This is a genomic window from Microcoleus sp. Pol7_A1, assembly GCF_036701085.1.
In the GTDB taxonomy this organism is placed as follows: Bacteria; Cyanobacteriota; Cyanobacteriia; order Cyanobacteriales; family Microcoleaceae; genus Microcoleus; species Microcoleus asticus.
Map to the genome: position 1 here is coordinate 1 of NZ_JAUBQD010000007.1, position 11,798 is coordinate 11,798.

General features: G+C 46.2%; 10 protein-coding genes. 6 read left to right on the forward strand and 4 right to left on the reverse strand.

Features of this window, described 5'->3' with window-relative positions:
• Window positions 1–278: 278 nt before the first annotated feature.
• Window positions 279–1,187 carry an ABC transporter substrate-binding protein gene (locus QUA20_RS06475; protein ID WP_333186673.1) on the forward strand — a complete coding sequence of 303 codons (909 nt, stop codon included), beginning with the start codon at window positions 279–281 and terminating at the stop codon, window positions 1,185–1,187.
• A 155-nt stretch (window positions 1,188–1,342) separates the two neighbouring features.
• Here QUA20_RS06475 and QUA20_RS06480 read toward each other — a convergent pair whose 3' ends face one another.
• Window positions 1,343–1,702: a hypothetical protein gene (locus tag QUA20_RS06480; protein WP_333186676.1), complete on the reverse strand. Its 360-nt coding sequence runs from the start codon at window positions 1,700–1,702 to the stop codon at window positions 1,343–1,345.
• 325 nt (window positions 1,703–2,027) lie between these two features.
• On the opposite strand from QUA20_RS06480, the gene QUA20_RS06485 reads away from it, so the two are divergent.
• From QUA20_RS06485 to QUA20_RS06505, 5 genes are all read left to right on the forward strand, one after another.
• Window positions 2,028–2,759 (forward strand): response regulator, encoded by a 732-nt coding sequence (locus tag QUA20_RS06485; protein ID WP_333186678.1) that lies wholly within the window; start codon window positions 2,028–2,030, stop codon window positions 2,757–2,759.
• 10 nt (window positions 2,760–2,769) lie between these two features.
• Window positions 2,770–3,378: an adenylate/guanylate cyclase domain-containing protein gene (locus tag QUA20_RS06490; RefSeq protein WP_333186682.1), complete on the forward strand. Its 609-nt coding sequence runs from the start codon at window positions 2,770–2,772 to the stop codon at window positions 3,376–3,378.
• Window positions 3,379–3,462: 84 nt separating this feature from the next.
• Complete coding sequence (locus tag QUA20_RS06495; protein WP_333186685.1) at window positions 3,463–4,398, forward strand: fused MFS/spermidine synthase; 936 nt, start codon at window positions 3,463–3,465, stop codon at window positions 4,396–4,398.
• Window positions 4,399–4,629: 231 nt separating this feature from the next.
• Window positions 4,630–7,890, forward strand: coding sequence for a HEAT repeat domain-containing protein (locus tag QUA20_RS06500; protein WP_333186687.1), 3,261 nt, complete (start codon window positions 4,630–4,632; stop codon window positions 7,888–7,890).
• 184 nt (window positions 7,891–8,074) lie between these two features.
• A complete protein-coding gene (locus QUA20_RS06505) occupies window positions 8,075–8,296 on the forward strand; it encodes a HEAT repeat domain-containing protein (RefSeq protein WP_333186690.1) in 222 nt (73 codons plus the stop codon).
• Window positions 8,297–8,371: 75 nt separating this feature from the next.
• On the opposite strand, the gene ccmS is transcribed toward QUA20_RS06505, so the two are convergent.
• From ccmS to QUA20_RS06520, 3 genes are all read right to left on the reverse strand, one after another.
• The gene (gene ccmS / locus QUA20_RS06510) at window positions 8,372–8,806 is read right to left on the reverse strand and encodes a beta-carboxysome assembly chaperone CcmS (protein ID WP_333186693.1); all 435 of its coding nucleotides are present in this window, start codon (window positions 8,804–8,806) and stop codon (window positions 8,372–8,374) included.
• A gap of 277 nt (window positions 8,807–9,083) precedes the next feature.
• A complete protein-coding gene (locus tag QUA20_RS06515) occupies window positions 9,084–10,880 on the reverse strand; it encodes an ABC transporter ATP-binding protein (RefSeq protein ID WP_333186695.1) in 1,797 nt (598 codons plus the stop codon).
• Between the two features lie 102 nt (window positions 10,881–10,982).
• Window positions 10,983–11,789, reverse strand: coding sequence for an RtcB family protein (locus QUA20_RS06520; protein ID WP_333186967.1), 807 nt, complete (start codon window positions 11,787–11,789; stop codon window positions 10,983–10,985).
• Window positions 11,790–11,798: the final 9 nt, after the last annotated feature.

Consider the following 11,798-nt stretch of genomic DNA (forward strand, 5'->3'; position numbering starts at 1 on the left):
CCTGGCACATCTCTTGATGAAATTATTCGTGCTTATTGTGCAGAAAGAGTGTCTCATACTTATTTGAAATGACTATATTACCTAGTCTTGATTCCCAAGGGTGGAATAAAACTTAAGAGATACTGAAAAAATCCGCATTCAGGTAACAAAGGCGGTTTTTTATACAAAATTTACCGTAAACTATTGATATTTAAATCATTAAGCGCTAAAGTGCGATCGAACTTCCCGTCAATTCTGTCTCAACCGCGCCTAAACTCGCTGTAACTCCAGCCTAAACTATGTACAAAACTTTGTTTTCTCGTACCGCTATCCTGCTGCTGAGTTTAGCATTTGCCGCTTGCTCCGCCGCCACTCCACCACAACTTCAGCAATCAACTCCTGCTGTTTCGCCATCAGCAAATCAACCACAAACAACTAACAGCGAATCAGTAGAAAAAGTTGTAGCTTTAACACCTTTAACCGCCGATATTATCCATCAACTCGACAAAACCAAACTTGTAGGAATTCCCGGCAGCAAATTAGTCAGCAGCAACTCCAAATTTACAGGAATTACCGCAGTCACTGGCGAACGCACCCCTCCCAATTTGGAAAAAATCATCGCATTGAAACCGGATTTGGTGGTAGGTGCGTCGGGATTTCACGACCAAACAATGCAAAATTTGCAGCAGCTTGGAATTAAAACTTTACTCACTCAAGTTGATAGCTGGAAATCCCTAGAAGAGTTAACAACCACTTTAGCTCAATCCCTCAATACAAATCCCGAACCCCTGTTAAAACGCTACCAAACATTTTTAGCAGACATCCCGAATCAAAACCCCGCCACTTTAGTTTTGGTAAGCAGACAACCGATTTTATCGCCGAATCAAAGCAGTTGGGCTGGAGATTTGCTGGGTAAGTTTAACGTGAAAAATGTCGCAGCCCAATTGCAAGGAGATAGCCCCGTGCGAGGCTACGTAACGCTTTCAGCGGAAAAGGTTTTAGAGGCTAATCCCGAAGTAATCATTATAGTCGATCGGGGAGAAGGAATTTTAGACCAATTTAAATCTGATTCATTTTGGAATCAACTAACAGCCACAAAAAATAATCGAGTTTACGTTTTTGACTACTACGGATTGGTCAACCCAGGGAGTATCGAAAAAATTGAGCAAGCAACTGCTCAACTTAAACAAGTTCTAGCTAAAAAGTAGAGACCCGATTTTGAGAGATACAAAATCGCTAGAAACCCTGAAACAAATTGACTGCAATTTCTCAAAAAGGAGAAAGCTAAAGGCACTCAAAAGCGCGCAGCGATCGGAAACCTGGTTTTTGAGCCTGATTCCCAATGCTGTCCGATCGATCGGCCTTACACCGGTAACAGGGGCACACCGCGCAACTGGCGCAGGGAATTGATACAAACCGGGCAGTCGCAGCCAAACATCGCCACGGCGGCATCGCTTTCTTCTTCCGTAAAATCGAGCATCGCCGTCTGTTCGTCAGCAGGGCGCTGCCAACTGATTTTTGGTTGAGAATTAGCAGCAGCGGTTTTGGCGGGGAGGCGCACGCAAGTCAGGCGCTGAGTGTGGGGCGATCGCACACACTTGGGCGAATCAGCCGATTGGCTTGGTGTTTCGCCAATTTGAGCGGGATTTGCGATCGCGCTTAAAGACATCACAGATCCAAACAGCGTTGGACTTACCAATAAAGTGAGGAGCAATCGATTCATTTGTCGTCCTTCAGAACTTCAACGTATACAGTAGCCGATTATCTGTTGCAATTCAACAAAGTTTTCGTCCGACATCAGTACGATTTGCCGTTATTAAGGCTTAAAAGCCGCATATTTGCTACCAAAACCTTGAACAATTATCCGCCTATTGAAAACCAGCATTTTCTGATAAGTATCACCTTTGCTTCCCTGTTTAAGATTTGTTGCAATTTGAGTAAATTTAGATTGCGAGTGATAACAAATTCATCCTATGCGGGTAAACTGATTTCAGCAAGGACAACTCGCAGCAGCGGACAAGTTTACCTCAAAAACCAGGTGGGGAGTGATGAGTACAGTTTTAGTTGTGGAAGATTCCCGCAGCCAGCGCGAGTGCATTTCACATCAGTTGAGATGCAGCGGATTGAATGTAATTCAGGCATCTGACGGTGTGGAAGCGCTGGATAAAATTGAGAAAAATTGCCCCGATTTAGTATTATTAGATGTCATAATGCCCCGTTTAGACGGCTACGGCGTTTGCCGTTTAATTAAAGCTAATCCCGAAACTCGGAACATACCGGTGGTATTTTTAACAGGGAAGGGACAGCAGTTAGCTTTATTTTCGAGGTTCCAGGGCGATCGCGCCGAGGCTTATGTTAGCAAACCTTGGCAGCCGAGGGAACTTTTGGCAACGATCAAAAAAGTTTTGCTCAATGCCAATATTAAGTTCGATCGAGCTTCTGCTGACGCTTGGACGGAATACGGAATTTTAAATTTAAATACAGTCGAACTTTATCAAAGCCACGCCGATGCTTGGACAAAATACAGCCCCCAAATTATTAAATTGTACGATTCCAGCTTAGCAGCTTTCGAGCAAGCTTTGGCAATTGAACCGAGTCACTCGAATGCCAACAAGTATCGCAACCGAGTTCAGACAATCCGGGCAATTTTGAGGAAAAAATTAGAGCAAACTAAACCTTGCAAAGTCTGCGATTATTATTACGGTAGGGACGGGCTAAACTGTGCGGTTCATCCTGCTGGCCGCCCTCAAGAACTGTGTCGCGATTGGGAATTAAATTAAATAAACTTAAATGAAAACAAATAACCGGGCTAACTTGGAAAAGTTGTTGCAAGAAAGAAACGAACATCCCGAAAGGATGGCTGAAATTGATGAAAAAATTAATGCAACTTTCCGCAAAAATTACGCAATTTTAGTAATGGATATGTCGGGGTTTTCGCGCACGACAGTCCGCTACGGAATCATTCATTTTTTGGCAATGATTCACCGGATGCACGGAATTGTCAAACCGATAATTTCAGACTGTGGCGGTACTGTAGTCAAGGAGGAAGCCGACAATATTTTTGCAGTGTTTACCGATGTAAAATCGGCGGTGGAAGCTGCGATCGACTCTGTGAAACAAACGGCGGCTGTCAACACGACACTGCCGCCGGAAATGGACATTCACCTCTGCATTGGTATTGGTTGCGGCGATGTTTTGATGCTGGAAGGAGAGGATATGTACGGTTCCGAATTTAATCTGGCATCGAAGCTGGGAGAGGATTTAGCGGAACGGGGAGAGATTTTGCTCACCTCAGCAGCCTTTGAAAATTTGGAAGGTGACAAGGAAGATTGGGAAAGAGTGGATTTTTCGATTTCGGGTTTGGAGTTGGTGGCATACAAACGGATACTGTCTGCTTAATTTATATATTCGCGATTAAAATCGCATTTACACAAACTCTCGTCTGCCTGCGCCGACTAAGAAATAAGTGGGATTTGCTATTACATGATTGACGATCGCCAAAATTGGCAACGTATGAATTTAGCTGCCATTCAACAGCGGCTGGCTTGGCTGCAACAACAGCCAGACAAAGTTATTTTTTGCAAAGATTCTGGTGTTCACTATGTTGCAGTCACAAAAGATCGATCGCACATTAAGCTATCTTTAGTAGAAAAAGTTAATTTGCATACAGATTTACTGCAATCTGTATTCGATTTCAACAATCCTTTACATCTAGTGTCTGAATATACTCAGGCGATGATGTTGGGTTTAGTGTGGCAAAACCAACCTCAAAGAATCTACATAGCTGGTTTTGGCGGCGGCAGAATTCCCTTAGTGTTGCACCACTATTTGCCGGAAACTGTTATAGAATGTGCCGATGTCGATCCGATCGCGATCGAAGCAGCTACACAGTGTTTTGGCGTGCAGTTGGACGATCGGCTGACTGTAACAATTCAAGACGGCAGAGAGTATCTGGAACAGCAAAATCCCGATATGCAGTACGATATCATCATGACCGACGTATTTTTTGGCAACGGCTACTTTCCGCACAGGCTGGCCACGAAAGAATTTTATCAACTCTGCGAAAAACGCTTGTCAAGTGAGGGAGTTGTGCTGGTAAATCTGCTGCAAAGAGATGAGTTTTATGCGGAAAAAATCAAGACTTTTCAAAGCGTGTTTTCTCAGGTGTGCGTGTGTTTGTGGAAGGACTTTAACAGCGTTTTGATTGGTACTAACAGCGCTATTTTAGAGAAAGACGATATTGTTGCTAGGGCAAAATATTTGCAAGATGGCTATCAATTTTCATTTCCATTAACAGACAGAGCACAGGAAGTAAAATTAGGTACTGAATTGGCGGAAGCTGTACCTGATTTAGATCGAACTCAAATTTTGCATGACGATGCGCCGCCCCCTGGTTATTTTGATTGCTGGTTATTCTGATATTGATAATAATATCTCGCTTTTATAGAAGTTTCGATCCCCCTAAATCCCCCTTAAGAAGGGGGACTTTGAGTAAGTTCTTGTCCCCCCCTTTTTAAGGGGGGCTAGGGGGGATCGAGATGATGGTTACTCACACAGAATATTGATGCTACTTTTTTCCCAAATTTTCAGCATCGATCGCCTATCGAGAAAAAATCTATAATAAATCCATATTCTAAAATCTATAATCAAATGGCGACACCAGTTGATTTTCCTAAATATCTGCAATCCCTGGTTGAGTCTTATAAAAAACAACAGCATCTTTACACGCTGACGGATTTACAGGTGGAGGTGCGGGTGGAAAAGCCACCGGAGGATCGATCGCAACCTCCATCCGCACAAAATAAACCAGAAACGAAAATCGAGCGGCTGGAAGTGCTGGCGGGAATCCGCAAGTACGTGCAGCAGGGAAAAGTGCTGCTAGTGGGCAAGCCCGGTTCGGGAAAATCGACGGTATTGCAGCGTTTTCGGTGGGAATGGGCACTAGAAGCGCTCAATGAGGGCGATCGACCGATTCCGGTGTTGGTGCAGTTGAGGAGCGATCGCTCGATTTTAGAAGCAATATGTGCCGAATTTCGACAAGCAAAGCTGAGAGTTAGCCGGGAAGAGGTGGATGATTTGCTGCTGGATGGCAGGTTGCTGCTGTTGCTGGATGGGGTGAATGAGATGCCATCGCAACAAAGGCGGCAGGATTTGCAGCTATTCCACGACGACAATCCCGATACGCCGATGATTTTCACGACGCGGGATTTGGCGCTGGGCGGATCTTTGGGCATTGAGAAAAAGCTGGAGATGTGCGCGCTGACGGAAGCGCAGATGCGGGAGTTTGTGCACAAGCATTTGCCGCAACATGGGGATTTGCTGCTGCAACAATTGCGCGATCGCCTGCCAGAGGTGGCAGAAACGCCGTTGCTGCTGAAGATGATGTGTGAGGTGTTTGAAAATACCGGGGAAATTCCCCAGAGTAAGGGCGAGTTGTTTCAGAAGTTCGATCACCAGTATGACGAGTTTAAGGGTGTTCCCTCGGTTTCGGACGATTTTCGGCGGTTCAAGCCAGAGCTTTTGCAGCAGTTGGCTTTTGTGATGTTGCAGGGCGACTCGCAGCAGCCTACGGAGGGCTGGGTGGCGATTTCTCGCGATCGGGCTGAGGGGATTTTGGAGTGCTGGTTGGGCGATCGGGGGGTGCTGGATGCGCCAACGAAGGCGAAGGAATGGCTAGAGGATTTGCTGGAGCACCATCTGTTGCAGGTGGCGGCAAAGCCGGAGGAAATTGAGTTTCATCACCAATTATTTCAGGAGTATTATGCGGGGCGGGCGTTGCTGAAACTGTTGGTTGAAAGGCATATTGATGCGATCGAGGATGAACGGTTGCAGCATTTCTATTTGAATTATTTTAAATGGACGGAGCCTCTGGCGTTCATGCTGTCCTTGTTGGGGGATGAGGTGCAGGCGGTGCGGGTGGTGCGGATGGCATTAGATGTGGATTTGAGGTTGGGGGCGCGGCTGGCGGGGGAGGTGCAGTGGAAGTTTCAGAAGCGCACGGTTGGGTTGGTGGATGGGTTGGATGTGCCGGGATGGTTGAAGGTTGAGCTTTTGGAGGAAGCGCGATCGGATGAGGCGATTCCGAGATTACTCGAACTCGTTGAAGATTCAGACTCTGATGTGCGTTGGAGGGTGGCAGATGCCTTAGGTAAAATCGGTTCCGAGGTGGCGATTTCGAGATTGCTTAAACTCGTTGAACATTCAAACTCGGATGTGCGTTGGAGTGTGGCAGATGCCTTAGGCAATATCGGTTCCGAGGCAGCAATTGAGGGATTGCTTAAACTCGTTGAAGATTCAGACTATGATGTGCGTTGGAGTGTCGCAGATTCCTTAGACAAAATCGGTGACCAGGCAGCAATTGAGGGATGGCTTAAACTCGTTGAAGATTCAGACTCTGATGTGCGATCGAGAGCGGCAGATGCTTTAGGCAAAATGGGTAACAAGGCAGCATTTAAGGAATTGCTTAAACTCGTTAAGAATTCAGACTATGGCGTGCGTTGGAGTGCGGCAGAGGCCTTAGGCAAAATGGGTAACAAGGCAGCAATTAAGGAATTGCTTAAACTCGTTGAAAATTCAGACTCTGATGTGCGTCGGCGAGCGGCAAATACCTTAGGCAACATCCGTGACAAGGCAGCAATTGAGGGATTGCTTAAACTCGTTGAACATTCAGACTCTGATGTGCGATGGAGTGCGGCAGATGCCTTAGGCAACATCGGTGACAAGGCAGCAATTAAGGGATTGCTTAAACTCCTTGAAGATTCAGACTCTGATGTGCGATCTAGTGCGGCAGAGGCCTTATGCAAAATCTGTGACAAGGCAGAAATTGAGGAATTGCTTAAACTCGTTGAACATTCAGACTATGATGTGCGTAAAAGTGTGGCAGAGGCATTAGGTAAAATCGGTGGTCAGGCAGCAATTAAGGGATTGCTTAAACTCGTTAAAGATTCATACTATTATGTGCGTGGGAAAGCGGCAGAGGCATTAGGCAAAATCGGTGACAAGGCAGCAATTCCGGGATTGCTTGAACTCGTTAAAGATTCAAAATATGATGTGCGTTGGAGAGCTGCAGAGGCCTTAGGCAAAATCGGTGACAAGGCAGCAATTCCGGGATTGCTTGAACTCGTTAAAGATTCAGACTTTTATACGCGTGGGAAAGCGGCAGAGGCCTTAGGCAAAATCGGTGACAAGGCAGCAATTCCGGGATTGCTTAAACTCGTTGAAGATTCAGACTCTGGTGTGCGTTGGAGCGCGGCAGATGCCTTAGGCAACATCGCTAAGCACCACACAGAGAAAGTCGCCCTCCATCTCCCCCACCTCCTCAACTTAATTCCCTCCGCATCCGGCAAAGAAGTTCACCGCGCCATCCTCGCCATCCAAGCCGCCTGCAAATACTACAACTACGAGATTCGTCAGTTGCCCCTAGCACCGCACCCAGCCAAACCACCCCAACCAAAGGATCTCCTTGCTAAAATTGACGAAACCACTCAGCAAATCCACAAAACAACAAAAGAAATGTCTGATAAACCCACCCAAGACTTCTCCCATTCTACTTTCCAGGCCCCTTTAAACTTCGGAGATAACTACGCCAATCAAGCCCAAAATATCACCTTCACCGCCCAGCAATCCTCCCCTGAAGCTGCGCTGAATGCAGTAGTGCAAATCATTCAGACATTAGAAAAAAAGTATAGCTATGTGCAAGACGAACAACAGGCACTCAATATTATTGATGCAGAATTTAAGGTAATCAAAGAGCAAAAACCCATCGAGTGGCAAAACCTAATCAGCCTCAAACGGCTTTACAACGGTGGCAAAAAAGCAGCCGTGAAAGTTGGCGAACACTTCGCCGAATCAAACCCCTGGGGCAAAGGACTTGTTGCCTTCATCGAAGGCGTATCCGAAGACGTGAAATAGCCAGCCAACCCAAAAGTTTGCTGAAATATTGCAACATTTTTAATAAGGCTTTCAGGGTGCGCGAGACGCCCACCCCAGAAGAAAATTTACTCTTTGTGGAACAGGCAAGATGCCTGTTCCTGACAGAGATGCAAGATGTAAAATAAAACAGCAGTAAGCTCTATGCAAACCGGAGGCTCAGAGCATGATTCAAAATCCCGCATACTATCAGATGGTGCTAGACACCTTGTGCACCGCCCTAGAGGATGCCCGACCCGCTGTCAGGGCGAAAGCAGCAGAAGCACTGGGAAAAATAGGAGATGTCGCCATCGCGCCCATATTAGTTAAAGCCTTCAAAGACACCTCGCCAGAAGTCCGTTCCAGCGTCATCCAAGCCCTCGGAAAACTGATACTAAATGAGGCTTAAATACTCGTTTCATTTCTTAGTCCCCCTCTGCTCGGACTTCGTTTGTGTAGACGCGATTTCAAGATCCGAGTAATCTTATCCTTTCATACATTCAACCATCTGCTGTTCGAGCTTAGCCAACAATGTATCAACATCTGTTGCAGCTTCCTCAAAACAAACAGGAGGTTCAGGCTTAGGTTCAAAAAGAATCAACTTAATTTGACCTTCACCGATCGCCAAAATCGCCACTTCCTTCTCAGGCTTGTGAGCGTTCAACACACCTACAACTTCCTGAATATGACTTCTCACTTGACGGTTCAACTCCTCAACCGCCTCTTTCTTACAATACACAAAACGCGCAGTTTCTGCAATATCAATTGCTAAAATCTCCTCGCTTTCTTCTCCCCTTTCCAGAAATAGTCCCCAAGCCAAAGCAGCCAATTCATGTTGATTAGCTTTCACAAATTTATCTAATTTCCGACTCCAGCTATTTTCGTTGGGTTTGGACTCAGGGCTATCAAATAGAAACATTTTCTCTTCTTGTTTGTATAAACTAATATTTTACAGTCAGCAGTCAGTTGTCAGTTGGCAGTTGTCATTAGTTAGAATTAAAATTACCAATTATATCATGTGTGGTTGATTCGCTATAGGATAATTTTCGATATCGGTGGGGCGGGTTTTACTAACAATCTACGTGTCAAACTAATTATCTCATAAACCCGCCCCACCGATATAGTTATGATGCGACCAGACATGATATTAGCAATTACTAATTACCAATTCCCAATTACCCAAAACCGCTGCGTTTCTATCTTATACCAGATTGCACGCGCCAGAGCGCCGCATAAACTCCGTCCTGTTCGATCAGTTGTTCGTGCTGCCCCGATTCTACCACCAGCCCCTCTTCCATGACACAAATGCAATCGGCATTGCGGACAGTAGAAAGACGGTGGGCGATCGCAATTGTAGTGCGATTTTTGGTAATTCGTTCGAGCGAGCGCTGAATTGCCGCCTCAGTCTCGTTATCCACCGCTGAAGTAGCTTCGTCAAGGATCAAAATCGGCGGATTCTTCAAAACAGCCCGTGCAATTGCAATTCGCTGCCGCTGCCCCCCCGACAATTTTTGACCGCGTTCCCCTACAATAGTGTTGTAACCGTCGGGCAATTGCGAAATAAACTCGTGAGCCTCCGCAATTTTAGCAGCATTTACTATCTCTCGATTGCTTGCCTCAAAACTGCCGTAAGCAATATTTTCTGCCACCGTACCGTGAAACAAAAACACATCTTGACTCACCAATCCGATCGCTCTGCGCAAATCTTTTAAATTCAGGTTATTTAATTCTATACCGTCGAGATAAATATTGCCGTACTGTACCTCGTACAGCCTCAAGATTAGTTTCACCAGCGTACTTTTTCCCGAACCAGTAGCGCCAACAATCGCAGTAGTTTTTCCGGCCGGCAGAGTCAGAGAAAAATACTGCAAAATCGGCTTTCTTTGATTGTAAGAAAAAGTAACATTTTTAAATTCCAACTCACCCTTAATCGAACTAACAGGCCGCCGAATATCACCCGTGTGAATCGCGATCGGAGTATCCAACAAATTCATCACCCGATTAGTAGAAGCCATTGCGCGCTGGTATTGATCCAAAGTATCTCCCAGGCGAGTCAGCGGCCACAGCAACCGCTGGGTCAAAAACACCAAAACGCTGTAAGTTCCCACAGACAACCGGCCCGCCACAACCTCCAAACCGCCCAGAAATAGTGTTGCAATAAACCCCAAGAAAATCACAACCCGAATTAGCGGAATAAAAGCTGCCGAAAGTGCGATCGCCCGTCGGTTGCTTTGGCGGTAAGCTTGGCTTTGTGTTTCGATACGCTGAATTTCATAGTCTTCGGAAGTAAAACTTTTAATAGTAGTAATTCCCATCAAATTATTCGACAGTTGCCCGTTCAGAAAACTCACCTTTTCCCGCACATCAGCATAGAGAGGAGCGAGGCGATCTTGAAAGGCGATCGAACCCCAAATAATAAAAGGGATCGGCAGCATTGACAGCCCAGCCACACCAGGAGATGCAGCAAAAAAAGCCGCGCCAATCACAACAACCGTTGTCATTACCTGAATCACTTCATTAGCGCCGTCGTCCAAAAAACGTTCCAGTTGATTGATATCATCATTGAGAATAGAAATCAAACCGCCCGTGCTGCGTTCTTCAAAATAAGCTAATTCTAACTCCTGCAAATGGCTGTAAGCTTCCAGGCGCAAATCGTGTTCGATATCCTGAGCCAAATTGCGCCACAAATAATCATAGGCATATTCAAAAACAGATTCCAACGTCCAAACAATCGCGCTCAAAAGAGTAATAATTGCCAGTTGCCAAAAGACATCTTTTATGCCCCACTGAGCGAGGATAGAATCTTGCTGTTTCACCACCACATCAACGGCAATACCGATTAATGCTGGTGGCGCTAAATCGAAGAATTTATTGAGCAGGGAACAGATACTTGCCAGCCAAGCTTTCAGGCGGTAGCGGCGGCCGTACTTCAGCAGCCGCTTTAGGGGATGGACAGGTTTTGATGGATTTGGTGATGCTTGAAAATCATTCATAGGGCATGGGGCATCAGAAATAGGGCAGAGAATTAAAAATTAGTAGGGTGATCTGCGCGCACCTTACCCTTGTTTAATTTTTAATTCTCAAAAGCCCCGTTCCTAGGCTTTAAACGTTAACACTGGCTTCATTTTAGCGACTACACCAACTATTTGCGCCTCAACCTGAACGTCAATTACTGGTTGAATTGGCTTGTAAGCTGCCGGTGCTTCTTCGATTCTGCGTTCTTCGCGCAAAGTAATGCAATCTACGTCGGTTAATCCCAAAGCGGAGTCAGTTTTGTCAACACCTTTGCGACTCATATCGAAGCGCGATCGCGCCCTTCCTGCACCGTGAGAAGCCGATCGCAAAAATCGATCGTTCCCCTTCCCAACCAGCAAATAAGAGGGCGCGCCCATCGAACCCGGTACAATTACAGGCTGGCCCAAATGTGCGGGACAAGCGCCCTTGCGCGTTACCCAGCCGGCACCTTCGCCTAAAGTGATATTGTGAGGCAAATCGTATACTAAGGGAGCTTCGACATCGCCGAAAACTTGCCGCAAACGCAACCGCAGAAATTCTGCTAGCAGCAAACGGTTGATAAAACCGTAGTTAGCGGCTGTTGCTTCCGCTTGCAGGTAGCTGTTCACAAGTTCGGGATTTGCTGCGACAGACAGCGGAAAAAGCCTGGATTCAGGATGTTTCAGAGTTTTCGGCCAGGCTTCGCAAGCTCGATCGCGCCACATTCCGCCGATGTATTTGCCGACATTCCGCGAACCCGAGTGAACCATGAAAGCGATTTGTCCCGATCGAACTCCCCAAGTATAAGCCGTAGCTCGATCGACAACTTCCTCAAGCACTTGAATTTCGACAAAGTGATTGCCGCCGCCGATGGTAGCTAACCCGCCATCCCTGACTAAGCCGTCAATCGATTTTAG

Bases quoted from the DNA above. Each gene is read 5' to 3' on its own strand.
- QUA20_RS06505 (WP_333186690.1), top strand. From the start codon at position 8,075: ATGATTCAAAATCCCGCATACTATCAGATGGTGCTAGACACCTTGTGC.
- ccmS (WP_333186693.1), bottom strand. From the start codon at position 8,806: ATGTTTCTATTTGATAGCCCTGAGTCCAAACCCAACGAAAATAGCTGG.
- QUA20_RS06515 (WP_333186695.1), bottom strand. From the start codon at position 10,880: ATGAATGATTTTCAAGCATCACCAAATCCATCAAAACCTGTCCATCCC.
- QUA20_RS06480 (WP_333186676.1), bottom strand. From the start codon at position 1,702: ATGAATCGATTGCTCCTCACTTTATTGGTAAGTCCAACGCTGTTTGGA.
- QUA20_RS06490 (WP_333186682.1), top strand. From the start codon at position 2,770: ATGAAAACAAATAACCGGGCTAACTTGGAAAAGTTGTTGCAAGAAAGA.
- QUA20_RS06495 (WP_333186685.1), top strand. From the start codon at position 3,463: ATGATTGACGATCGCCAAAATTGGCAACGTATGAATTTAGCTGCCATT.
- QUA20_RS06500 (WP_333186687.1), top strand. From the start codon at position 4,630: ATGGCGACACCAGTTGATTTTCCTAAATATCTGCAATCCCTGGTTGAG.
- QUA20_RS06475 (WP_333186673.1), top strand. From the start codon at position 279: ATGTACAAAACTTTGTTTTCTCGTACCGCTATCCTGCTGCTGAGTTTA.
- QUA20_RS06485 (WP_333186678.1), top strand. From the start codon at position 2,028: ATGAGTACAGTTTTAGTTGTGGAAGATTCCCGCAGCCAGCGCGAGTGC.